At 66.7% G+C, this 22,778-nt stretch carries 19 protein-coding genes; 3 read left to right on the forward strand and 16 right to left on the reverse strand.

Annotated elements, in window-relative coordinates; genetic code table 11:
* Positions 1-8: 8 nt before the first annotated feature.
* The 3 genes from CAL29_RS28345 to CAL29_RS28355 all read left to right on the forward strand — a co-directional run bounded on the left by CAL29_RS28345 (position 9) and on the right by CAL29_RS28355 (position 3,334).
* A complete protein-coding gene (locus CAL29_RS28345) occupies positions 9-1,094 on the forward strand; it encodes an ABC transporter ATP-binding protein (protein WP_094856964.1) in 1,086 nt (361 codons plus the stop codon).
* Positions 1,095-1,177: 83 nt separating this feature from the next.
* The gene (locus CAL29_RS28350) at positions 1,178-2,080 is read left to right on the forward strand and encodes an alpha/beta hydrolase (RefSeq protein ID WP_094856214.1); all 903 of its coding nucleotides are present in this window, start codon (positions 1,178-1,180) and stop codon (positions 2,078-2,080) included.
* Between the two features lie 105 nt (positions 2,081-2,185).
* A complete protein-coding gene (locus CAL29_RS28355) occupies positions 2,186-3,334 on the forward strand; it encodes a M20 family metallopeptidase (protein WP_094856215.1) in 1,149 nt (382 codons plus the stop codon).
* 28 nt (positions 3,335-3,362) lie between these two features.
* On the opposite strand, the gene CAL29_RS28360 is transcribed toward CAL29_RS28355, so the two are convergent.
* The 16 genes from CAL29_RS28360 to CAL29_RS28435 form a co-directional block, all read right to left on the reverse strand.
* Complete coding sequence (locus CAL29_RS28360) at positions 3,363-5,420, reverse strand: UvrD-helicase domain-containing protein (RefSeq protein ID WP_094856216.1); 2,058 nt, start codon at positions 5,418-5,420, stop codon at positions 3,363-3,365.
* Between the two features lie 7 nt (positions 5,421-5,427).
* Positions 5,428-7,671 carry a primosomal protein N' gene (locus CAL29_RS28365; protein ID WP_094856217.1) on the reverse strand — a complete coding sequence of 748 codons (2,244 nt, stop codon included), beginning with the start codon at positions 7,669-7,671 and terminating at the stop codon, positions 5,428-5,430.
* 374 nt (positions 7,672-8,045) lie between these two features.
* Positions 8,046-9,122 carry a uroporphyrinogen decarboxylase gene (gene hemE / locus CAL29_RS28370; RefSeq protein WP_094856218.1) on the reverse strand — a complete coding sequence of 359 codons (1,077 nt, stop codon included), beginning with the start codon at positions 9,120-9,122 and terminating at the stop codon, positions 8,046-8,048.
* Positions 9,123-9,168: 46 nt separating this feature from the next.
* On the reverse strand, positions 9,169-10,194 hold the full coding sequence (locus tag CAL29_RS32140) for a hypothetical protein (RefSeq protein ID WP_256977782.1): 1,026 nt from the start codon (positions 10,192-10,194) through the stop codon (positions 9,169-9,171).
* 143 nt (positions 10,195-10,337) lie between these two features.
* Entirely contained in the window at positions 10,338-11,504 is a 1,167-nt protein-coding gene (locus CAL29_RS28380; RefSeq protein ID WP_094856219.1) for a PepSY-associated TM helix domain-containing protein, read from the reverse strand.
* A gap of 325 nt (positions 11,505-11,829) precedes the next feature.
* Positions 11,830-12,255, reverse strand: a complete 426-nt coding sequence (locus CAL29_RS28385) for a F0F1 ATP synthase subunit epsilon (RefSeq protein WP_094856220.1) — start codon at positions 12,253-12,255, stop codon at positions 11,830-11,832.
* Between the two features lie 9 nt (positions 12,256-12,264).
* The gene (gene atpD / locus CAL29_RS28390; RefSeq protein ID WP_094856221.1) at positions 12,265-13,665 is read right to left on the reverse strand and encodes a F0F1 ATP synthase subunit beta; all 1,401 of its coding nucleotides are present in this window, start codon (positions 13,663-13,665) and stop codon (positions 12,265-12,267) included.
* A gap of 60 nt (positions 13,666-13,725) precedes the next feature.
* Positions 13,726-14,637: a F0F1 ATP synthase subunit gamma gene (atpG, locus tag CAL29_RS28395; RefSeq protein ID WP_094856222.1), complete on the reverse strand. Its 912-nt coding sequence runs from the start codon at positions 14,635-14,637 to the stop codon at positions 13,726-13,728.
* A 107-nt stretch (positions 14,638-14,744) separates the two neighbouring features.
* The gene (atpA, locus tag CAL29_RS28400) at positions 14,745-16,286 is read right to left on the reverse strand and encodes a F0F1 ATP synthase subunit alpha (protein WP_094856223.1); all 1,542 of its coding nucleotides are present in this window, start codon (positions 16,284-16,286) and stop codon (positions 14,745-14,747) included.
* A 35-nt stretch (positions 16,287-16,321) separates the two neighbouring features.
* Positions 16,322-16,861 carry a F0F1 ATP synthase subunit delta gene (locus CAL29_RS28405; RefSeq protein WP_094856224.1) on the reverse strand — a complete coding sequence of 180 codons (540 nt, stop codon included), beginning with the start codon at positions 16,859-16,861 and terminating at the stop codon, positions 16,322-16,324.
* Positions 16,862-16,873: 12 nt separating this feature from the next.
* The gene (locus CAL29_RS28410) at positions 16,874-17,344 is read right to left on the reverse strand and encodes a F0F1 ATP synthase subunit B (RefSeq protein ID WP_094856225.1); all 471 of its coding nucleotides are present in this window, start codon (positions 17,342-17,344) and stop codon (positions 16,874-16,876) included.
* A 134-nt stretch (positions 17,345-17,478) separates the two neighbouring features.
* A complete protein-coding gene (gene atpE / locus CAL29_RS28415; RefSeq protein ID WP_003815363.1) occupies positions 17,479-17,721 on the reverse strand; it encodes a F0F1 ATP synthase subunit C in 243 nt (80 codons plus the stop codon).
* Positions 17,722-17,862: 141 nt separating this feature from the next.
* Complete coding sequence (gene atpB, locus CAL29_RS28420) at positions 17,863-18,744, reverse strand: F0F1 ATP synthase subunit A (protein WP_094856226.1); 882 nt, start codon at positions 18,742-18,744, stop codon at positions 17,863-17,865.
* Positions 18,745-18,813: 69 nt separating this feature from the next.
* Complete coding sequence (locus CAL29_RS28425) at positions 18,814-19,311, reverse strand: ATP synthase subunit I (protein WP_094856227.1); 498 nt, start codon at positions 19,309-19,311, stop codon at positions 18,814-18,816.
* A gap of 790 nt (positions 19,312-20,101) precedes the next feature.
* The gene (locus tag CAL29_RS28430) at positions 20,102-21,589 is read right to left on the reverse strand and encodes a DUF1254 domain-containing protein (protein ID WP_094856228.1); all 1,488 of its coding nucleotides are present in this window, start codon (positions 21,587-21,589) and stop codon (positions 20,102-20,104) included.
* A 318-nt stretch (positions 21,590-21,907) separates the two neighbouring features.
* On the reverse strand, positions 21,908-22,684 hold the full coding sequence (locus tag CAL29_RS28435) for an enoyl-CoA hydratase (RefSeq protein WP_094856229.1): 777 nt from the start codon (positions 22,682-22,684) through the stop codon (positions 21,908-21,910).
* Positions 22,685-22,778: the final 94 nt, after the last annotated feature.

The raw sequence follows: 22,778 nt of genomic DNA on the forward strand, positions 1-22,778 counted from the left end.
GCATGGACATGAATGCATCGCGGCCGGACGACGCCGCCCTGGATGCCACCCCGGATGCCGTGCCCGCGCCGGCCAGGACGCCGTTCAAGGCGCCGGGGGCGCCCGTGATCGAACTGACCAATGTGCACAAGCGCTTCGAACAGCGTCCCGACCTGGCGCAGCGCCTGCTGGCCCTGGCCGGCAGGCCGCTGGACCGCCGCACCGTGCACGCCGTCAACGGGGTGAGCCTGTCGATCGCGCGCGGCGAGGTCGTCGGCCTGGTCGGGGAATCCGGCTGCGGCAAATCGACCCTGGGCCGCGTGGTGGCCGGCCTGTATCGCCAGACCGAAGGGGAATTGCGCTACCAGGGCCGCCCCGTCGCGGAACTGCGCGGCCGCGACCGCCTGGACTACGTGCTGGGCGTGCAAATGGTTTTCCAGGATCCGCAGGCCTCGCTCAATCCGCGCCAGCGGCTCCGGCAGATCCTGGGCGAATCGCTGAAGGTGCACAAGCTGGCGCCCGCGGCGGAAATCCCCGCCCGCGTGGACAGCGCCCTTGCCTCGGTCGGCCTGGACCGCGAGTATCGCGACCGCCTGCCGCATCAGATTTCCGGCGGCCAGCGCCAGCGCATCGGCATCGCCCGCGCGCTCATGGTGTCGCCGTCCTTCCTGGTGTGCGACGAGCCCGTGGCGGCGCTGGACGTGTCCATCCAGGCCCAGGTGATCAACCTGTTCATGGACCTGCGCGAGCAGCACGACCTCACCTATCTCTTCATCAGCCACGACCTGGGCGTGGTGCGGCACATCTCCGATCGCGTCGCCATCATGTACCTCGGCAAGATCGTCGAGCTATCCACCGCCGCCGAGATATTCGCCCGCGCCAACCACCCCTACACGCAGGCCCTGCTCGCCGAGGTGCCGGACGTGGCCCGGCGCGGCCGCAAGTTCACGCCCATCAAGGGCGAGATCCCCTCGCCGCTGGCGCCGCCGCCCGGCTGCGCCTTCAATCCGCGCTGCCCGCACGCCATGCCGCGCTGCCGCGAACAGGTGCCGCCGCTGAAGGAAATCGCGCCCGGCCACTGGTCGGCCTGCCACCTGAACGAGGCCGCCGCGTGAAGCCGCGCCGGCGCCTCCGATCCATGCCCCGGCGGGCGATCCCCCGCGCGGGACGCCGCCCCGCCACTGCCTGAGACCCCATCATGTCCGCGCCATCCAACAACGTCGAACGCCTGATCCTCGAGCTGAACCATGCCGGGCGCAACGCCATCGCCTACCTGGACGAAGACCGCAACAGCGACCGTCCCTTCACGCTGCACACCTACCGGCCCTACGGCTATACGCCGGACCGCCCGGTCGTCATCGTGCAGCACGGCGTCCTGCGCAACGGCGACGAATACCGCGACTTCTGGATCCCGGCGGCCGACAAGCACAAGCTGCTGATCGTCGCGCCCACCTTCTCCAACGAGATCTGGCCGGGTGTCGAGAGCTACAACAACGGCCGCGTCTTCACGCCCGGCGGCAACGTGCGGCCGGTGGACGGCTGGACCTACGTGCTGCCGCAGCGCGTCTTCGCCGACCTGCGCGAGGCGGAGATCACCACGACCGACAAGGCCTATCTGTTCGGCCATTCCGCCGGCGGGCAGTTCGTCCATCGCCTGATGTCCAGCCAATCGCATGAACCCTACAAGGCCGTGACGGCGGGCAACCCGGGCTGGTACACGCTGCCCACCTTCGACCATCCCTATCCCGAGGGGCTGGACGGCGTCGGCCTGACCGAGGATCACCTGGCGCGCCTGCTGGCCTACCCGCTGACCGTGCTGGCCGGCGACCAGGACATCGCCACCAGCGATCCCAACCTGCCGTCCGAACCCGCGGCCATGCGCCAGGGGCCGCACCGTTATGCGCGCGCCCACCACTATTTCGAAGCCGGCCGCCGCGAGGCCGAACGGCGCGGCCTGCCGTTCAACTGGCGCCTGGTTTCCGTGCCCGGCATCGGCCATGACGGCAAGGCCATGTCCGCCGTCTGCGCCAGCCTGTGGTTCGACGGCGGCATGCCCGACGACGCCACGATGGCCGCGCTGGCCGGCAAGACCGTGGCGTAGCGCGGCAGCCCGGCCCCGAGACGGAAGACGCGCCCCGCCCGACACCTGCATTCCACCGAACCGAAGCCACCGATCCGAACCTACCGAACCGTACGAGGAATTCCCATGTCCGCCCTGCCTGCCTCCCCCGACCTGCCCGATTCCGCCGCGCTGGCCGCGGGCATCCGTAGCTGGATCGAATGCGAGTCGCCGTCGAACTACCCGGCCGGCGTCGCCGCCATGGCCGCCCTGGTGGAAAAGCAGGCGCGCGCCGCCGGGCTGACCGCCCAGTTGAGCACGCTGGGCGACGCCACCGGCCCGCTGCTGTACGTGACCAATCGCGCGCAGGGCGATACGCGGCCCGGCATCCTCGTGCTGGCCCACCTGGACACCGTGCATCCGGTCGGCACGCTGGGCGAGAATCCCTGCCGCATCGAGGGCGACAAGCTCTATGGCCCCGGCAGCTATGACATGAAGGGCGGCATCTACCTGGCGCTGACGGCGCTGGCCACCCTGGCCAAGCCGGGCGCGACCCGCCTGCCCATCGATTTCCTGATGGTGCCGGACGAGGAAACCGGCAGCCATGCCTCGCGCGCGTCCATCGAATCGTATGCCCGCAACGCGCGCTACGGCCTGGTGTGCGAACCGGCCCGCCCCAATGGCGGCAAGTGCGTGACCGCGCGCAAGGGCACCGGCATGCTGCGCCTGCAGGTCAAGGGCCGTCCCGCGCACGCCGGCATGCAGCACGAGAAAGGCCGCAGCGCGATCCGAGAAATGGCGCACCAGGTGCTGGCGCTGGAAGCCATGACCGACTACGAGCGCGGCGTCACGGTGAGCGTCGGCACCATCAACGGCGGCACGGTCACCAATACGGTTCCGGCCCTGTGCAATTGCGTGGTGGACTTCCGCGTGCCGGACATGGAAGCCGCCGCGGACACCTTGTCGCGCATGCGCGGACTGAAAGCGGTGGGCGCGGACGTGGCGCTGGACATCGATGTCGAGCTGAATCGTCCGCCCATGGTCAAGTCCGAGGCCACGACGCAGTTGCTGGGCAAGGCGCGCCTGTTCGCGACGGCGGCGGGCTTCCAACTGGACGATGCGCCCATGACCGGCGGCGGCAGCGACGCCAACTTCACGTCCGCCATGGGCGTGCCCACCCTGGATGGCCTGGGCGCCGACGGCGACGGCGCGCACACGCTGAACGAGTACATCCTGGTCAGCACGCTGGCCCCGCGCGCGCACTTCTGGCAACTACTGTTGCGCGATCTAGAGTAGAGGCCCCCGTACCGCGCAGAGCGCGGCCCTAGTTTTTCTTCAGCAGCGCCTTGAGCATGTCCAGGCGTTGCTTGGGGCTCATGGCGCGGGTGGCTTCGTCTTCGGGGAAGCGGGCGTCGCCCAGGCCCATTTCCTCGATGAAGCGCGAGGGTTCGCGCACGAGGTCTTCGCGGGCGCGGCGGCGTTTCTTGCACCAGCTCAGGTTCAGGGTCCGCTGCGCGCGCGTGATGCCGACGTACATGAGGCGCCGCTCTTCCTCGATGCGGCTCGCCAGCGATTCGGCCGCCTTGGCCGGGTCGCCTTCCTCTTCGTCCTTGCCCATGTGCGGCAGCAGGCCTTCCTCCACGCCCACCATGTAGACGTGCGGATACTCCAGGCCCTTGGAGGCATGCAGCGTGGTCATCTTGACGGCGTCGGGCGTTTCTTCCTCGCCGCGCTCCAGCATGGTGACCAGGGCGACGTGCTGCACCAGCTCGAACAGCGTCAAGCCGTCTTCCTCGGACTTGCGCTTGAGCCAGGACGTCAGCTCCAGCACGTTCTGCCAGCGGGTCTGCGCCGGCTTCTCTTCCATGATGTCGTAGAGATGGCGTTCGTACTGGATGGCGCCCAGCAGGTCGTCCAGGATGACGCCGGCCGGCTCCGCCGAGGTCGGCTTTTCACCGCCCTTGCCGCGGCCGGCGCGCCACTGGATGCGCTGGATGAACTCCGCGAAGATGCGCAACTGCTCCAGTTGGCGCGGCTGCAGGCGCGTTTCCAGGCCGTGCTCGAAGACCGCCGCGAACAGGGACAATTGCCGGTCGGCCGCGTACTGGCCCAGCGTCTGCAAGGTGGCCTGGCCGATGCCGCGCTTGGGCGTGGTGGCCGCACGGATGAAGGCCGGATCGTCCTCGTCGTTGGCGATCAGGCGCAGATAGGCCAGCACGTCGCGGATTTCCGCCTTGTCGAAAAAGCTCTGGCCGCCGGCGATCGTGTACGGGATCTTCAGGTTGCGCAAGGCCTGTTCGAGGATGCGCGACTGATGATTGCTGCGATACAGGATCGCGTAGTCCTTCCACTGCGCCTGCCGTTCGAAACGCGACGCGGAGATCTTCATGGCGGTCGCTTCGGCCTCGGCCTCCTCGCTGTCCATGGGGGTCACGACGATGGGCTCGCCGTGCGCCAGGTCCGACCACAGCTTCTTTTCGAACAGCTTGGGATTCTTCTCGATGACCTTGTTGGCCGCGGCCAGGATGCGCTGCACCGAGCGGTAGTTCTGCTCCAGCTTGATCAGCTTGAGGCTGGGATAGTCCTTGGGCAGCTTGGCCAGGTTCTCGATGGTGGCGCCGCGCCATGCGTAGATGGCCTGGTCGTCGTCGCCGACCGCGGTGAACATGGCGCGGTCGCCCGTCAGCAGTTGCACCAGCCGGTACTGGCAGACGTTGGTGTCCTGGTATTCGTCCACCAGCAGGTAGCGCACGCGGTTCTGCCAGCGCGTGCGCACTTCCTCGTTGGTTTCCAGCAGGCGCGCCGGCACCAGGATCAGGTCGTCGAAATCGACCGCCTGGTAGGCGGCCAGCGTGGCGGCATAGCTGCGATAGACGCGCGCGGCCTCGAACTCCGAGGGCGTGGCCGCCGCCTTCTCGGCGCCGTCCGGATCCAGCAAGGCGTTCTTCCACAGCGAGATGGTCTGCTGCACGGCGCGCAGGCGGCCCTTGTCGGTGGTGGCCAGCAGCTCCTGCACGATGCCCATGGCGTCGTCGGCGTCGAGGATGGAGAACTGCGGCTTGAGGCCCGCGTGCCGGGCTTCCTCGCGCAGCAGGCGCACGCCCAGCGCATGGAAGGTGCTGATGGTCAGGCCCTTGGACAACTTGCGCTCGACCAGCGTCTTGACGCGCTCGTCCATCTCGCGCGCCGCCTTGTTGGTGAAGGTCAGCGCCACGATGTTGCGCCCCTGGTAGCCGCAATCCTGCAGCAGGTAGGCGATCTTCTGCGTGATGACCCGCGTCTTGCCGCTGCCCGCGCCGGCCAGCACCAGGCAGGGGCCGCCCAGGTAGAGGACGGCCTCGCGCTGCGGCGCGTTCAAACCGGCGGGAACGGAATTGGACATGGGCGGATCAGATTTCCAGGGGATCGACTTCCAGTTGCCAGCGCACGCGGCTGGCGCTGGCCAGTTGCGGCAGCAGGGCGGACCAGGTGGACAGGAAGGCCTGCAAGGCCGGGCGGTGCGCGCTTTCCACCAGGAGCTGGGCGCGCTCGACGTTGGCCACCCGCACCACGCGCAGCGGTACCGGATCGTAGCGCGTAATCGTCGAAACCAGGGCGCCGAAGGCGCCGGTGCTTTCCGGCAGCGCGCGGGCTTCCTGCAGGAACGCCAGCGCCTGCGCCAGTTCGCGGGCCTCGGCGGTGAGCAGGGCCTGGTAGGCATACGGCGGCAGGCCGGTGCTCTCGCGCTCGCGCAGGGCATGCCGGGCGAAACCGGCATAGTCGTGGCGCAGCAGCGCCTGGTAGACCGGCTGTTCGGGATAGCCGGTCTGGATCAGGACCTCGCCGCCCTCGGCATGGCGGCCGGCGCGGCCCGCCACCTGCATCAACTGCGCGAACAGGCGTTCGGGCGCGCGGAAATCGTGGGCGAACAGCATGGAGTCGGCATTGAGCACGCCCACCAGGCCCAGGCGCGAGAAATCGTGCCCCTTGGCCACCATCTGCGTGCCGACCAGGATGTCGACCTCGCCGGCATGGACGCTGGCGAACAGGGCCTGCGCGCTGCCCTTGCGGCGCGTGCTGTCGGCGTCGATGCGCAGGATGCGGGCGCCGGGGAACAGTTCGCCCAGGTGCTCCTCCACGCGCTGCGTGCCGCGCCCCATGGGCTGCAGGTCCTGGTCGCCGCACTCCGGGCAGGCGCGCGGCACGCGGGCCTGGAAACCGCAGTGATGGCAAGCCAGCACGTGGCCGCCCGCGCCGGGGCCCCGATGCAGCACCGTATAGGCGGAGCAGCGGGGACAATGGCTGACCCAGGCGCAGGACGCGCAATGCAGCACCGGCGCATAGCCGCGCCGGTTGAGGAACACCAGCGATTGCTCGCCGCGCTCCAGGCGCTTGCCGATGGCGTCCGTCAACTGCGGCGACAGGCCTTGCTTCATCGCCAGCCGGCGCGTGTCGACCAGCCGCACCGCCGGCAGGCTGCTGGACCTGGCGCGCCCGGCCAGGGTCAGGCGCAGATAGCGGCCGCGCTCGGCATGCAGCCAGCTTTCCAGCGAAGGCGTGGCGGAGCCCAGCAACACCGGGATGTCCAGGTCATGGGCCCGCCAGATGGCGAGGTCGCGCGCGGAATAGCGCAATCCGTCCTGCTGCTTGTAGGAGGCGTCGTGTTCTTCGTCGACGATGATCAGGCCCAGGTCGGGCAAGGCGGCGAAGACGGACATGCGCGTGCCGAGCAGCACGCGCGCCTGGCCGCGCTGCGCGCGCACCCAGGCCTGCAGGCGCTCGCCGTCGGCCAGGCCGCTGTGGAGCACCGCCAGCGCGCCCGGGCCGGCCACGGCGTCCAGGCGCGCGCGCAACACGGCCTCCAACTGCGGGGTCAGGTTGATCTCCGGCACCATCAGCACCACCTGCCGCCCCGCCGCCAGGACACGTTCGGCGGCGTGCAGGTAGACCTCGGTCTTGCCGCTGCCGGTCACCCCGTGCAGCAGGATGGGCTTGAAGCCCCGCACGGCGGCGATGGCGTCGACCGCGGTCCGCTGGTCGTCGTTGAGCACGGGCGCCACGGCGGCCACGGGGGCACCGGCGAGCGGCATGGCGCCGTCCGGGACGATGCCTGCGGGATCCACGTTGTCCACAGGCGTGGACGTTTCGGGTGCCGCTGCCTGAGCGGCCTTGGCTGCCCGCTTCTTCTTCACCGGCTTGGGCGCGGCGCGTTGGTCCATGCGCGCCACCGGGCCGGCCACCGAACGCTGGCCTTCGTAGGCCGACACCTTGCGCAGGGGCGGCGGCAGCGCCGGCAGCATCACTTCCCCCAAGGGCCGCTGGTAATAGTCGGCGGCAAAAACGGCCAGGCGCAGCCAATCCGCGCCGAACGGCGGCAGATCGTCGAGGACCCGCTCCACGGCCTTGACCTGGGCGGGGGCTATCGCCGGCTCGGCCGGATTATCCACAACCACGCCGACCAGGCGGCGCCGGCCGAACGGCACGATGACGCGCAACCCGGCCGCCAGGGGCGCGGCCGCGCGGTAGTCGAAAGGCCCCGGCAGGGGCACGTCCAGCGCCACCCTGACCCAGCAGGCGGGGCCCGATTGCGCCGTCGACGCGTGTTCGCCCGGAGCGGCGGCGAGCAGGTCAGCGGACGTATCGGACGGCGTCATAGGGCGGAATGCAATTGGCGAAAAGGATGAGGGCGGATGGGTCGCCGGACTTAAAGTGAATTCTCGGATTGCAGGCTAAGGCACTGACAACCCGTGACTTGAAATGCGGCTGAAATGTGGAAAGGGAGCCTGTGGATAACTTTGGGGAAAATCTCGGGGACATCCTGGTACCACACCCTTAGCACAAGCCTGGAATTGATGCCAAATATTTTTTTATTTTTGATCTTCCTTATAAATCAAAGAATTACGCCGATTTCCAAGATTGCAACTCAGAAGATGCTCCATTCCGGCCCTCCCCCCGTTGCTGTGCACAACTCCGTTTGGGCACGGGCCGTGGACGGGCCGATCGGGCGAAGCGATTACTCACATAATCGCTAGGCGGCATGAAAAGCGCGGCTGTAGCCATGCACTTCGTCGACCAATTCAGCTACTGCTTCCGGCGGAGTGAATTGGGAAATGCCGTGGCCGAGATTGAACACGTGGCCGCCCCTGCCCACGGGGCCGTAGGCGTCGAGCACACGCCTGGCTTCCCCCCGCACGGCGGGGCCGCCGCCGAACAGGGACATGGGGTCGAGATTGCCCTGCAGGGCGACGCTGTCGTTCACGCGGCGGCGCGCCTGCGCCAGGTTCACGGTCCAGTCCAGGCCCACCGCGTCGGCGCCACAGGCGGCGATGTCCTCCAGCCACAGGCCGCCGCCCTTGGTGAAAACGATGACCGGCACGCGCCGTCCCTCGTTTTCCCGTTTCAGGGAGGCGACCACCTTGCGCGTGTAGGCCAGGGAAAATTGCTGGAACAGGCCGTCGGCCAGGACCCCGCCCCAGCTATCGAACAGCATGACGGCCTGGGCGCCCGCGTCGATCTGGGCGTTGAGATAGTCCGCCGTGGCCTGGGCGTTGATTTCCAGGATGCGATGCAGGAGGTCGGGCCGGCCGTACAGCATGGACTTGATCAGCCGGTAATCGGCGCTGCCCTTGCCCTCGACCATATAACAGGCCACCGTCCACGGGCTGCCCGCGAAACCGATCAGCGGCACCCGGCCATCCAGTTCGCGGCGGATGAGGGACACCGCATCGAAGACATAGCGCAGCGTGTCCATGTCGGGCACGGTCAGCGCATCCACGTCGCGTTCCTCGCGAATGGGACGCTCGAAATGCGGACCTTCGCCGGCGCGGAACTCCAGGCCCAGCCCCATGGCATGCGGCACGGTCAGGATGTCCGAGAACAGGATGGCCGCATCCAGCGGATAACGCGCCAGCGGCTGGAGGGTGACCTCCGCGGCGAACGACGGATTCTGGGCCAGGCCCATGAAGGAGCCGGCGCGTGCCCGGGTCGCGTTGTATTCCGGCAGGTAGCGGCCGGCTTGGCGCATCAGCCACACGGGCGTGTAGGGAACCGGCTGGCGCGACAGCGCGCGCAGGAATACGTCGTTCTTCAACGGGGCAAGGGACACGGGGTTCTCGGGTGCGTTCTCTCTGGACAAGCCTGCCATTTTACCCTCAGGGCCCTCCCGGGCCACTGGACAGGCCGGACAGGCTGGATAGGCCGTCCTCGTCCCCGTCATCTTCCTCGTGGCTGCGGTAGGGATCCGCGTCGATCGCGTGCTTGCGCATCAAGGCCCAGAAGGCGCGCCGATGCTTGGCCGAGGCGCGGGCCGCGCTGGCCACGTTGCCGGCATGGCGCGACAGCGCGGTGCGGACGTAGTCGCGCTCGAAACAGCCGACCACGCGGGATTTGGCCACGCGGAAGGGTTCGTTGGGCGCGATGCGCGTCCCCGGCTCGCACGCGCCCATGCGGCGCGGTCCCCGGCCGTGGCCGGCGATTTCGTCCAGGAAGGAGATGGCGTCGGGGTCGTCCTCGCGCGCGCCGTCGGCGGCCGCCTTGGCGGCCCTTCCCCATTCCATGGGCACGGATCGCCGGACCTCGCCAAGCCCGGCCGCCTTGCCCGACAGGTCGTAGGTGGCCATCACGTCATTGACGGAGAGCGCCGCCGCGGGCTGCAACGTATAGACGGCCGGCGGGCTGTCCGGGCGCGATGCCGATTCGGCCAGGCGCGACAGGCGGGCGCGCAGTTCGTCCGCGCAGGCGCGGTGCAGCGCGAAGTCCTGCAATCCCAGCCCCAGCAGGTCCTGCACGGCGGCGGCCTTCAGGCCGCGCGCCAGCGCGAGCAGCGGGGTATGCAGTTGCGCGCGGGCGCAGGCCAGCGCCGTGCGCGTCCAGGCCACGGTGGCCGGCGTGACCGGCAGGACGCAGACATCGTAGCGGCGCAAAGGAATGGCCAGGCGGGCCAGCACCTCGGCGGGAACCTCCGTCACCGGCGCCTCGGCCGGCGGCGCCGCGCCGGCCGCGGAAGACGCGGCCGATGGCGCGGCCGGATCCGCCGGGCCGCCCAGGGTCTTCTCATCGAAGTGCACGGGGTACAGCCGCAAGCGGCCCAGCGCCTGGCCGTGCCGGCCTATCCATTCGTGCATCCAGCCGTGATGCGGCGGCACCATCAATACACCGCAGTCCAGCGTCTCGCGCATTGTGCTACTCCCGTAAATCCCATGCCTCGGAGAACCAAGGCTAAAGACCGGTGAGTACCTGGGCAATACGGAAGCTCCGCATTGCAACGCGCACCTAAGGGTAAGACTGCACGGACGCTTTGATCGCCGCGCGGAACGGCGCCTCAGGCGCGGGCGTCCGCCCAGGCCTTGTGGCGGGCCTCGAGTTCCGCGATGCGCGCCGCCGCGGTCTTGCGCCGGGCGATCCACAGATACAGCCCGCTGCCCAGCACGATGATGGTCACCACGTCCAGCAAGGCCCAGATGATCTTCAGGGGCATGCCGCCGTAGTCGCCGAAATGCAGCGGCCGCGACACCTCCAGGGCGCGCAGGTACCAGGGCATCTCGACCTGGGCGACCAGCTTGCCCGTCTCGCCGTCCACCAGCGAGGGACTGAACAGGCGGGAAGTCAGCGGCGTCTGTCCCTTGGACCAGACGATGAAGTGATAGGGACTGCCATAGAGGTTGCCGGGGAAGGCGAAGGACGTCACCGTCATCCCGGGCGAGGCCTTGCCGACGGTCGCGGCGACGCCGTCCAGGGAGGCCAACTGGCCCATCTGCGGCGCCGGCTTGCCCCGGTAGGGTTCCAGCAGCCCTTGCAACGCCGTCGCCTGCCAATAGCGGAACATCGGCGTGGACAGCTCGTTGATCACCCCGGTCAGGCCGACCACGAAGGCCCAGACCAGCGTCACGACGCCCAGCAGGTTGTGCAGGTCCAGCCACTTGATCCGCGCCGAGCGTTCGCCGCGCACCGTGCCGAATTCGATCTTCTTCATGAAGGGGCCGTACAGGACGACGCCGGAGACCACCGCCACGACGAACAGCAGGCCCATGAAGCCCAGGAACAGTTCTCCCGGCAGGTCGGCGAACAAGTCCATGTGCAGGCGCAACATGATGTCCATGAAATCGTGGCCGTCCTGCGCCGTGGAACCGACGGCCTTCACCACCTCGCCGGTGTGCGCGTCGAAACGCAGGGCGTGGCCCAGCGAACGGTCGGCGCGATTGGGCGTCAGGCCGATATAGACCTGCGGCTCATCGTCGTCGATGAAGGCGTAGTCGATGAGCTCGTTGGGGAACATGCGCATGGCCGTGGCGACCATGCCGTCCAGGCTGGCGCGCGGCGTGCCCTCCGGCACCTGGGCGTAGGGCTTGGCGTCGTCGAGCCAGTGCTCGATCTCCTCATGGAAGACCAGGGGCAGTCCGGTGACGCAGATGATGAGCAGGAATACCGTACAGACCAGGCTGGTCCACTTATGTATGGCGTACCACGTTTTGATCGGCAGCTTGGCCATTCCAGGGGTCTCCGCGCGGACTGACTAGTATGTTGAATGACAATCGATCTCAACATTTTAGCCAGATATCGAGATATGTAGCGTTTACGGGTGCGAGACGGTCAAAACAGGGCCGGGTGCAAGTCTCGATGCCCATCCAGGGCGTCGCGGAGCCGGCTTTGCCGGTCCGCCGACGCTGCCCCCTTGAGGGGGCCCGCGAAGCGGGTACGGGGTGGGCTTCCCTTGCCCGACGGCAAAAAAAACCAGGCCGAAGCCTGGTTTTCTTCTCCGGCGGCCGGCCCCCGGAGGAGCGCGGCGCGACGGCGGGATCGATCGGCGCTGAAACTCAGTGCGAGCTGCGGCCTCGGCGCAACCGGTGGGCGGCGGCGGCTTGCGCCGTCAGCATCGCCAGTTCGGCTTCGACCACGGCGATGTCCGCCTTGTCCTTGGCGTTGCGCAAGGCCTCTTCGGCCTTCTTGCGCGCCGCTTCGGCCTTGGCTTCGTCCAGGTCGGCCGCCCGGATGGCGGTGTCGGCCAGGACCGTCACGCTGCCCGGCTGGACTTCCAGTATGCCCCCGGCGACGAAGACGTTTTCCTCGCCATCGTCGGCCCGCACTATCTTCAGCGTCCCCGGACGAATCCGCGAAATCAGCGGGGTGTGACCCGGCAGGATGCCGAGCTCGCCCGCTTCGCCAGGCAGCACGACGAATTTCGCCTCGCCGGAGAAAATCGACGCTTCCGCGCTGACGACATCCACATGCAGGGTAGCCATATCCGATCCTTATTGCAGTTTCTTGGCCTTCTCGAAGGCTTCGTCGATGGTGCCGACCATGTAGAAAGCCTGCTCGGGCAGCGCGTCGCACTCGCCGTTGACGATCATCTTGAAACCACGGATGGTTTCGGCCAGCGGCACGTACTTGCCGGGCGAGCCGGTGAACACTTCGGCCACGTGGAACGGCTGCGACAGGAAGCGCTGGATCTTGCGGGCGCGAGCCACGCTCAGCTTGTCTTCCGGCGACAGTTCGTCCATGCCCAGAATGGCGATGATGTCGCGCAGTTCCTTGTAGCGCTGCAGCGTCTGCTGGACGGCGCGGGCCACGGCGTAGTGCTCTTCGCCGACGACTTGCGGATCCAGTTGGCGGCTGGTCGAGTCCAGCGGTTCCACGGCCGGGTAGATACCCAGGGCGGCGATGTCGCGCGACAGCACCACGGTCGAGTCCAAATGCTGGAAGGTGGTGGCCGGCGACGGGTCGGTCAAGTCATCCGCCGGCACGTACACGGCCTGGATGGAGGTGATCGAGCCGGTCTTGGTCGAGGTGATGCGCTCTTGCAGCTTGCCCATTTCCTCGGCCAGCGTGGGCTGGTAGCCCACCGCCGACGGCATACGGCCCAGCAGCGCGGACACTTCGGTGCCGGCCAGGGTGTAGCGGTAGATGTTGTCGACGAAGAACAGGATGTCGCGGCCTTCGTCGCGGAACTTCTCGGCCATGGTCAGGCCGGTCAGCGCCACGCGCAGGCGGTTGCCCGGGGGCTCGTTCATCTGGCCGAACACCATGGCCACCTTGTCCAGAACGTTCGACTCTTCCATTTCATGGTAGAAGTCGTTGCCTTCGCGGGTACGCTCGCCCACGCCGGCGAACACCGACAAGCCGCTGTGCTGCTTGGCGATGTTGTTGATCAGTTCCATCATGTTGACGGTCTTGCCCACGCCGGCGCCGCCGAACAGGCCGACCTTGCCGCCCTTGGCGAACGGGCACACCAGGTCGATAACCTTGATGCCGGTTTCCAGCAGTTCGACGGAAGGCGAGAGTTCGTCGAAGTGCGGGGCTTCCTGGTGGATGGCGCGCTTTTCTTCGTGCTGGATGGGACCGGCTTCGTCGATCGGACGGCCCAGCACGTCCATGATGCGGCCCAGGGTGCCGGTGCCGACGGGCACCGAGATGGGGGCGCCGGTGCCGGCGACCTTCATGCCGCGGCGCAGGCCGTCGCTGGAGCCCAGCGCAATGGTGCGCACCACGCCGTCGCCCAGTTGCTGCTGGACTTCGAGGGTCAGGCCCTTTTCCACGAACGAAGTGCCTTCATCCATCAGGGTGAGGGCTTCGTAGATCTTGGGCATTTGATCGCGGGGGAACTGAATGTCCACCACGGCGCCGATGCACTGAACGATGGTTCCGTTGCTCATGTCGATTCCTTTGATAACTTTCCTGTCGGGATGCAGCATCCGCGGACGTCCTGGCGGACGTCAAACGGCGGCGGCGCCCCCCACGATTTCCGAAATTTCCTTGGTGATCGCGGCCTGGCGGGTCTTGTTGTAGACCAACTGCAAATCACCGATCACTTTCTTGGCGTTGTCCGAGGCGGCCTTCATCGCCACCATGCGGGCCGATTGCTCCGAGGCCATGTTCTCGGCGACGGCCTGGTACAACACGCCTTCGACATAGCGGTGCAGCAGCTCGTCGATGACGGTGCGCGCATCGGGCTCGTAGATGTAGTCCCAACTGTATTCCGTCTTCAGCTCGGCGCGGCTGGCTTCCTCCGAATCGGCGCCGTGGAAGGGATCTTCCATCTTGGCGTCCGGCAGGGGCAGCAGGCGCAGGAACACGGGCTCCTGCTTCATCGTGTTGATGAAGCGCGTCGTGGCCACGTACAGCTCGTCGATGCGGCCGTCCAGGTAGGCGTCGATCTGGACCTTGATGGCGCCCAGCAGGCGCTCGAGATTGGGCGCGTCGCCCAGCCCGATTTCCTGCGACACCAGGTTCGCGCCGATGCGGGTCAGCAGGCCCAGGCCCTTGTTGCCCAGCGCCGTGGCCTGCACCTGCACGCCGCGTTGCTGGAAGTCCTTGATCCTGGCCAGCGTGATACGCGACACGTTGGTGTTCAGGCCGCCGCACAAACCCTTGTCGGTGGTCACCAGAACCACGCCGACCGCCTTGACCTGCTCGCGCTCGATCAGGAAGGGGTGGCTGTACTCGGGATTGGCCTGCATGAGGTGCGCGGCGATCTCGCGCACCTTGGTGGCGTACGGACGGCCCGCGCGCATCCGCTCCTGCGCCTTGCGCATCTTGGATGCGGCGACCATTTCCATCGCCTTGGTGATCTTGCGCGTGTTTTGCACGCTCTTGATCTTGGTTCGGATTTCCTTGATTCCGGGCATTGCGCTTTCCTGGTGTGACGGGCCGGCGGCCGGAGGGCGGCGCCGGCCCCGTTACGCCGGGCCGGCGGCTTGCCGCCGGCGCCAACCTAACGGGCAGTCAAGGTGTCTTAAAACGCACCGTGCTTCTTGAACTCCGCGATGGCGGCGGCCAGCTCGGCCTCGTCATCCTTGGACAGTTCCTTGGTGTCCTCGACGCGCTGGACCAGGCCTTCGTGCTTGGCCTTGATGTGGTCCTTCAGGGCCTTTTCGAAAGCCAGCACCTGCGACACGTCGACGTCGTCCAGATAGCCGTTGTTGACCGTGTACAGCGTGATGGCCAGTTCCCACACCTGCAGCGGCTGGTATTGCGGCTGCTTGAGCAGTTCCACCACGCGCTTGCCGCGCTCCAACTGGCGGCGGGTCGCGTCGTCCAGGTCGGAAGCGAACTGCGCGAAGGCGGCCAGTTCACGATACTGGGCCAGGTCGGTACGGATACCGCCGGACAGCTTCTTGACGACCTTGGTCTGGGCGGCGCCACCGACCCGCGACACCGAAATACCGGCGTTGATGGCGGGGCGGACACCGGCGTTGAACAGGTCGGTTTCCAGGAAGATCTGGCCGTCCGTGATCGAGATCACGTTGGTCGGCACGAACGCGGACACGTCGCCGGCCTGCGTTTCGATGATGGGCAGCGCGGTCAGCGAACCGGTCTTGCCCTTCACGGCGCCGTTGGTGAACTTCTCGACGTACTCTTCGTTCACGCGGGCGGCGCGTTCGAGCAGGCGCGAGTGCAGGTAGAACACGTCGCCGGGGTAGGCTTCGCGGCCGGGCGGGCGGCGCAGCAGCAGCGACACCTGACGGTAGGCCCAGGCCTGCTTGGTCAGATCGTCATAGATGATCAGCGCGTCTTCGCCGCGGTCGCGGAAGTATTCGCCCATCGTGCAACCGGCGTACGGGGCCAGGTATTGCATGGCGGCCGAATCCGAAGCCGTGGCGGCGACGATGATCGTGTAGTCCATGGCGCCGTGCTCTTCGAGCTTGCGCAGGACGTTGTTGATGGTCGACGCCTTCTGGCCGATGGCGACGTACACGCAGGTGACGCCCTTGCCCTTCTGGCTGATGATGGTGTCGACGGCGACGGCGGTCTTGCCGGTCTGGCGGTCGCCGATGATCAGCTCGCGCTGGCCGCGGCCGATGGGCACCATGGCGTCGATGGCCTTGACGCCGGTCTGCAGCGGTTGCGACACCGAGCGGCGGGCGATAACGCCGGGCGCCACTTTTTCGATGATGTCGGTTTCCTTGGTGTTGACCGGGCCCTTGCCGTCGATGGGCTCGCCCAGCGTGTTCACCACGCGGCCTTTCAGTTCCGGACCGACCGGGACTTCCAGGATGCGGCCGGTCGTCTTGACCTGGTCGCCTTCGGAAACGCCGGTGTAGTCGCCCAGAATCACGGCGCCGACGGAGTCGCGCTCGAGGTTCAGCGCGAGGCCGAAAACGTTGTTGGGAAATTCGAGCATTTCGCCCTGCATCACGTCCGACAGACCGTGGATGCGGGTAATACCGTCGGTCACGGAAACCACCGTGCCCTGGGTGCGAATATCGGTCGAAGCGCCCAGGCCCTCGATGCGGCTCTTGAGCAGTTCGCTGATCTCGGAGGGATTGAGTTGCATGTTCAGACTCCTGGAATCCTGTTTAGTCGCCTGGCTTACGCCGCCAGCGTGTCGCGCATGCGGGCCAATTGGGCTTGCACGGATGTATCGAGTACCTGGTCGCCGACCGCCACGCGCACGCCGCCGATCAGCGACGGGTCCACCGTGACGCGCGGCTTGAGCTTCAGCCCGAACTTCAGTTCGAGCGCCGAGGTCAGGTCCTTGACCTGGGCTTCGGACAATTCGAATGCGCTGGTGATGTCGGCCTGCGCCGAGCCCTCGTGACGATTCTTCAGCGTCACGAACTGGCTGGCGATTTCAGGCAGGAGCAGCAGGCGGTCGTTCTGGGCGAGCAACTCGATGAAGTTGCGGGCGGCCTGCGGCACGTCGCCCTTCAGCAGACTGGCGAAAGTCTGCGCGCGCTGCGCATCGTCCAGACGCGGGTCGGCCATGGCCTCGCGCACGTCCGGGTTGGACGCCACCTGCGCCATTTCGTCCACCAGCTCGGCCCAGCCTTGCAGGCCGGCCTTCTCGTCGAGCGCGGCGCCGAACAGCGCTTCGGCGTAAGGTCTGGCGACAGTCGATAGTTCAGCCATGACGTTCCCGGATTAAAGCTGCGCCTTGAGCTGGTTGAGCAGCTCGGCGTGGGCGCGGGCATCCACCTCGCGCTTGAGGATCTGTTCGGCGCCCTTGACCGCCAGGGCGGCCACGTCGTCGCGCAGCGAGTCGCGCACGCGCTGACCTTCCAGCTCGGCGTCCTGCTTGGCTTGCGCCACGATGCGCGCACGCTCGGCTTCGGCTTCGCGGCGGGCCTGCTCGATCAGCATGGTCGCCTGCTTTTCCGCCTCGACGATACGGGCGTGGTTCTCGGACTTGGCAGAGGCCTCGATGAGGCTGATGCGCGCCTGCGCCTGAGCCAGGTCAGCCTTGCCCTTTTCGGCGGAGGCCAGGCCGTCAGCAATTTTCTGGCGGCGTTCGTCCATCGCCTTCGTCAGGGGCGGCCACACGAATTTCATCGTGAACCAGCCCAGAACGAAGAACACGAGCATCTGGAAGATGATTGTCGCGTTCAGATTCACGGTCGTTCCCTTTAAACCCTTAAGGCTCCGGCGTCTTCATCGAAGACGCCGCGAGCACTCGATACTGTGCCGGCGGTAAGGCGCATGGCGCGCCGCCGGTCTCCATGCCCGCCGCGCGCGGCGGGACTTCGCCTTTAGCCGACGAACGGGTTGGCGAACGCGAACAGCATGGCGATACCGACACCGATCAGGAACGCGGCGTCGATCAGGCCAGCCAGCAGGAACATCTTGGTTTGCAGGGCGTTCATCAGTTCAGGCTGACGAGCCGAAGCTTCCAGGTATTTGCCCCCCATCAGCGCGATACCGATGCAAGCGCCGATAGCGCCCAGACCGATGATGAGACCGCAAGCGAGAGCAACGAAAGCTACGTTGGTCATGACAACTCCTTGTTTAAAAATCTGAAGTCAAAAATTAGTGGTAAAGGGGTGAAGCAGAGGTACAGCGCTATGCAAGAGGATCTTGCGGCCGGTGCGGGAAACTCCCCCGCCCCGGCTGAACTCGGGCGTCCGGGCTTCCGGTCAGTGCCCTTCGTGTGCCTGGCCGATGTAGACCAGGGTCAGCATCATGAAGATGAAGCCCTGCAGCAACACGATCAGGATGTGGAAAATAGCCCAGATGGAGCCGGCCAGGATCTGGCCGATACCCAAACCGATGCTGGTGGCGTTGAAACCGGTCCAGGCGCCGCCCAGCAGGGCGATGAGCATGAACAGGAGTTCACCGGCAAACATGTTGCCGAACAACCGCATGCCCAGGGAGACGGACTTGGCGGCGTACTCGATGAGGTTCAACAGCAGGTTGAACGGAAGCAGGACGACGGCCCAGAAGCCATGGGCGTGGAAAGGCGCGCCGATCAGGTCCTTGACGAAGCCGCCCGGGTGCTTGATCTTGATGCCGTAATAGAACATCAGCAGCAGCACGCCCAGCGACATGCCCATGGGCACGTTCAGGTCGGCGGTCGGCAGAATGCGGTGGTAGTACAGGGGATCGCCGTGGTGCGCGCCCAGGCCGACCCAGCGGAAGATGGTGCCGGGCAGGTCGACGGGGATCAGGTCCAGCGCGTTCATCATGACGATCCACAGGAAGACCGTCAGCGCCAGCGGCGACACGAAACGGCGCGACACTTCGCTGGGAACGATGCCCTTGGCCTGCTCTTCGACCATGTCGACCAGCGATTCCACGAACATCTGGAAACGGCCCGGAACGCCGCTGGTCGCCTTGCGGGCGGCGCGCCAGAGGAAGAACACCACCAGCAGGCCCATCAGGATGGACCAGAACAACGAATCGTAGTTGACGATGTCGAACTGGGCGATCGCGGACTGCTTTTCGCCGATGTTGTTCAAATGCACCAAGTGGTGCTGGATATATTCCGACTGAGGCGACACGTCGCTGGCAGCAGCCATGTGATTCCTACCCTGTTTGCTGTCGCTGGCGCGGACGCCAGCCGTTAGAACAAAAACTTTGATGCGTCGCTATGACAACTTGCCCGTCATCAGCAGCAGCACATGCCCCTTGAGCACGCACAGCAAACCGATCAACAAAGCCGGCCAGACGATTTGTCCACGACCGAAGTAAACCGTGAGCCCCAACAGCAGAACCGTCATGCCCAGCTTGAATGCTTCGCCCAGGAAAAACGTAAACGGATTGGCCCGCCCGGGTTGGTGCGCGTTGAGCAACAACCGCAACGCAAACAGGGTATTTGGCACGAAATATGCCCCCGCCCCCGCCAGCGCCGACCAGGCTGCCGCCGATCCCGCTACCGCCCCGGCAATCACTGTCGCCAGCACCGCCATCACACCCTGGGCCATGACCGCCCGCACCAGCCCCCGGCCTGCCCTCGCATCCAGCGCCGCCTTGTCCTCGGCGCTGAGCTTGATGCCGCCCGGCTCGTACGCATGAGCGTATGCCGCACTTTCTGCGACCCGGTCCGCATTGGATGCGTCCCGGTTTTCCGTCCCATGCCCGGTCATGCCACCCCCTGGTCAAGGTTACCGACTTTCATCGTTTACCCGCACCCGGTTGTTTTTCACTATTGCTCACTACTTATCCGCCCCGCCGTTGCCGCCTCGCCTGGCTTCGCCAACGCCGTCATCCGCTTTCTTTCCGTAACATCCAAGGATTTCCAGGCTGACCGCCCCTGGCCACCGCACGCCGACGCTCGCGCGCCGCATGGTGAACCGCCAGCGGACTGTTAAACCCGACCTATCTACCTGAAATTTATACGAAAAACCGGACGACCAGAGATGCTTCGAAACCGCTTGGAGGACGCGTTCGGACCGTTGCCGCCAGACCCGATTCGCTGCCCTTAGGGATGTCTATGTAGTGATGCCTATCGTGAAGCTTATGTGATGAAGATTCCCTGCTGACGACGCGATGCGTTATGTAACCCGCAAGCGTCAAACTATTGGAGTATAGCGTGTTAGTTACGCTCCCCGCAAACGAAAAGGCTGACGCAGCGCTGAGCACGGGGCCCCAATCCGGGGACGTGTCATTTGCGCAACGTCCCTCTCCACGCGAATCGCGGACAAAAAATGCCCCCACGCCGCGCGGCTGCGCCGCTTGCTGCCCCCCGAGGGGGCGTTTTTGCCTTGGGGCGGCCCGGCGGCAAAAAAAAGGCGGCCGCAAGGCCGCCTAATGGCGCGATCCCGGCCGCGGGGACAAGCCGCGGCCGGCCGCGATCAGCAGGGCGCCGGAGAGCGGGGAGCTCCCCGGCAGGAGGCCGCCGTCGAACGGACGGCAAGCCTGGGATCCCATGTCCGATCAGTCACGTTGCACCGGCGGGGGCGCCCAACTGCCGTCCAGGGCGGTGCTGCGCGGCCAGTACAGCCGCATGTTCATCATGAAGGGGCCGGACTTCGGCGTCGGCAGCCAGTTGCTCTGCTTGTCGCGGCCCGGCGCCTTCTGGCGGATGTAGATGTCCAGCGAGCCGTCGGCGTTGTACTTCAGCGCGTCCGTGCTGTGGATGGCGTACTTGTTGGCCTGGTTATCGACGAAGGTCTGGTTCGGGCCGTACACGACCAGCGACCAGAACGCGTTGACCGGCGGCAACTGGCCCTTGTCGAAGTGCAGGACGTAGTCCTCGTCGCCGTCCAGCGCCCGGCCCTTGGAATCGATCGAGGTGACCGGATACATCACGTCTTCCGGCACGCCGGCGCCCAGCCCCGCATAGGCGATGGCGGCGCGGCGCAGGTAATCGGTGCCGTAGGTGCCGATGCCCTCGGACACGGTGTTCCAGCCGTTGTAGCCGTCGCCCAGGCCCGACAGGTAGTCGGCGATGCGGCGGCCGGCCTCCGGACCCGCCTGGGCCAGGGCCTGCTGCACCGCCGGATCGAGGCGGCTGTACACCAGGGGCTGCCCGGTCCCCACGCCGATGCGGCGCAGGCGGTCGAGCATGGGATAGTCGTTGGCGTGCGGCGGGTTGTTGCGCACGGCCTCGGCGAAGATGCCCCAGAACGTCGCGGCGTCCATCGAGGCGACCAGGTCGGCCGGCGGCGTCTGGGTATTCAGGTTGGGATCGACGTTGCCGGTCACCGGCATATAGGTCCGGCCCGCCTGCTGGCCATAGGCCGGGCTGACGGTGCTCAAGGGCTGGGTGACCAGGCCCGACTGGAACTGGTTCACGGCGGCGTAGTCGGCGGGACCGTTGGTCTGGACGTGTCCGAGCACCCACCCGGTGGAGGTCGGGCTGCGCACCCCTTCGACGCCGGGGGGCAGGGTGCCCTGCCAATACGGGCCCACGATCGCGAACGCCTGGGGCCGGTTGCCGACGGTCCGGGTGCCGCGCGACGCGTACACGTCCGTCCACATATCCAGCAGGCTCAGGAAGTAGTAGCGGTTGCCGGCGTCCGGCACCCGCACGATCAGCGGCTCGCGGCTGACGTCGTACCACATGCTGGAATAGAGGGTGTCGGTGCTGGGCCAATGGACATCCGGGGTGCGCGCATCGGGGAAAGCCGTCTTGTGGCCGAACATGTTCATCGGCGCGCGGCCGTCCAGCGGCGTCTGCACGTTGGTCGCATTGCGGCGGGTCAGCTCCATCAACACCATCGGGTAGGCATACACATAGGCGTCCACCGCGATGTCGTGCAGTTCCTGCCCGCTGACCGTCGGCGCGGCGGCTTGGAGCGGCGTTTCGGAGACCAGGCGGAAAGTGGGCTGGGGCGACTGCGCCACGGCCGCGCAGCTCAAGCCCAGGGCGCAGGCCAGGACGGCCAGGCGCAAGGGACGAGGATGTGAAAGATTACGCATCGAGGGCTCCTTTGTTATTTGCCTGAAGCTGAGTCGGCGCCCTCGCAAGAGAGATGCCCGCCTCGGGAGAGGAAGTCCGGCCGGACGGCATCGCGAGCAAGGACAAGGCCGGCGCCGGGATGGACAACCATCCATCCGACGTCTTTTCAGGTAGTCAGGGCTTTTCAGGATAGGCCCGGGGCATGAAACAAGTGTGCCCTATGCGTTTCAAGGCGCAACGACGAGGGACACATCGCTACGTCCCTGGAAATGGGCGGCCGCGCCTGTCCGGGCGCGGCCGCGCGGAGCGCCAGGGCCCCGCGGGGGATGCAACAAATACTAACGATGCTTGAACCGGGCCTCGCGCTTTTCGACGAAGGCGGCCATGCCCTCTTTCTGGTCCTCGGTCCCGAACAGGGCATGGAAGACCCGGCGTTCGAACAGCAGCCCTTCGTTGAGCGAGCCCTCGAAGGCCCGGTTGACCGATTCCTTCGCCATCATCACCGACGCGAGGGACATGGAGGCGATGACGGTGGCCGCCTCGATCGCCTCGTCCAGCAGCTTGGCGGCCGGCACCACGCGCGAGACCAGGCCCGCGCGCTCGGCTTCCTCGGCGCCCATCATGCGCCCGGTCAGGATCAGGTCCATGGCCTTGGCCTTGCCGACGGCGCGCGGCAGGCGCTGGGTGCCGCCGGCGCCGGGGATCACGCCCAGCTTGATTTCCGGCTGGCCGAACCGGGCGCTGTCGGCGGCGATCAGCAGGTCGCACATCATGGCCAGCTCGCAGCCGCCGCCCAGGGCATAGCCGGCCACCGCGGCGATGACCGGCTTGCGCACGCGCTTGAGCGTTTCCCAATTACGGGTGATGTAGTCGCTGCGATAGACGTCCATATAGGACCAGTCCTTCATGGCGCCGATGTCGGCGCCCGCGGCGAACGCTTTTTCACTCCCCGTGATGACGATGGCGCCGATGCCGTCATCCTGCTCGAACGCCAGCAAGGCGCTGCCCAGTTCGTCCATCAGCGCGTCGTTGAGCGCATTCAGGGCCTTGGGCCGGTTAAGCGTCAATAAACCGACCCGGCCACGGGTTTCGACCAGCACCAACGATTCGCTCATGGTTGTCTCCTGGATGCCGGCCCTCGCGGGTCGCGGCAAAGGTTGCGCAAAGATTGAAGGACCGCCCCCGCGGGCGGTGGAAAGTCGATATTTT

Origin of the sequence: Bordetella genomosp. 10 (assembly GCF_002261225.1) — a bacterium.
Classification (GTDB): domain Bacteria; phylum Pseudomonadota; class Gammaproteobacteria; order Burkholderiales; family Burkholderiaceae_B; genus Bordetella_C.

What these genes read in the sequence shown, in the direction of transcription:
- CAL29_RS28345 (WP_094856964.1), top strand. Translation starts at nt 9, where the DNA reads ATGAATGCATCGCGGCCGGACGACGCCGCCCTGGATGCCACCCCGGAT.
- CAL29_RS28350 (WP_094856214.1), top strand. Translation starts at nt 1,178, where the DNA reads ATGTCCGCGCCATCCAACAACGTCGAACGCCTGATCCTCGAGCTGAAC.
- CAL29_RS28355 (WP_094856215.1), top strand. Translation starts at nt 2,186, where the DNA reads ATGTCCGCCCTGCCTGCCTCCCCCGACCTGCCCGATTCCGCCGCGCTG.
- CAL29_RS28360 (WP_094856216.1), bottom strand. Translation starts at nt 5,420, where the DNA reads ATGTCCAATTCCGTTCCCGCCGGTTTGAACGCGCCGCAGCGCGAGGCC.
- CAL29_RS28365 (WP_094856217.1), bottom strand. Translation starts at nt 7,671, where the DNA reads ATGACGCCGTCCGATACGTCCGCTGACCTGCTCGCCGCCGCTCCGGGC.
- CAL29_RS32140 (WP_256977782.1), bottom strand. Translation starts at nt 10,194, where the DNA reads ATGCGCGAGACGCTGGACTGCGGTGTATTGATGGTGCCGCCGCATCAC.
- CAL29_RS28380 (WP_094856219.1), bottom strand. Translation starts at nt 11,504, where the DNA reads ATGGCCAAGCTGCCGATCAAAACGTGGTACGCCATACATAAGTGGACC.
- CAL29_RS28385 (WP_094856220.1), bottom strand. Translation starts at nt 12,255, where the DNA reads ATGGCTACCCTGCATGTGGATGTCGTCAGCGCGGAAGCGTCGATTTTC.
- atpD (WP_094856221.1), bottom strand. Translation starts at nt 13,665, where the DNA reads ATGAGCAACGGAACCATCGTTCAGTGCATCGGCGCCGTGGTGGACATT.
- atpG (WP_094856222.1), bottom strand. Translation starts at nt 14,637, where the DNA reads ATGCCCGGAATCAAGGAAATCCGAACCAAGATCAAGAGCGTGCAAAAC.
- atpA (WP_094856223.1), bottom strand. Translation starts at nt 16,286, where the DNA reads ATGCAACTCAATCCCTCCGAGATCAGCGAACTGCTCAAGAGCCGCATC.
- CAL29_RS28405 (WP_094856224.1), bottom strand. Translation starts at nt 16,861, where the DNA reads ATGGCTGAACTATCGACTGTCGCCAGACCTTACGCCGAAGCGCTGTTC.
- atpE (WP_003815363.1), bottom strand. Translation starts at nt 17,721, where the DNA reads ATGACCAACGTAGCTTTCGTTGCTCTCGCTTGCGGTCTCATCATCGGT.
- atpB (WP_094856226.1), bottom strand. Translation starts at nt 18,744, where the DNA reads ATGGCTGCTGCCAGCGACGTGTCGCCTCAGTCGGAATATATCCAGCAC.
- CAL29_RS28425 (WP_094856227.1), bottom strand. Translation starts at nt 19,311, where the DNA reads ATGACCGGGCATGGGACGGAAAACCGGGACGCATCCAATGCGGACCGG.
- CAL29_RS28430 (WP_094856228.1), bottom strand. Translation starts at nt 21,589, where the DNA reads ATGCGTAATCTTTCACATCCTCGTCCCTTGCGCCTGGCCGTCCTGGCC.
- CAL29_RS28435 (WP_094856229.1), bottom strand. Translation starts at nt 22,684, where the DNA reads ATGAGCGAATCGTTGGTGCTGGTCGAAACCCGTGGCCGGGTCGGTTTA.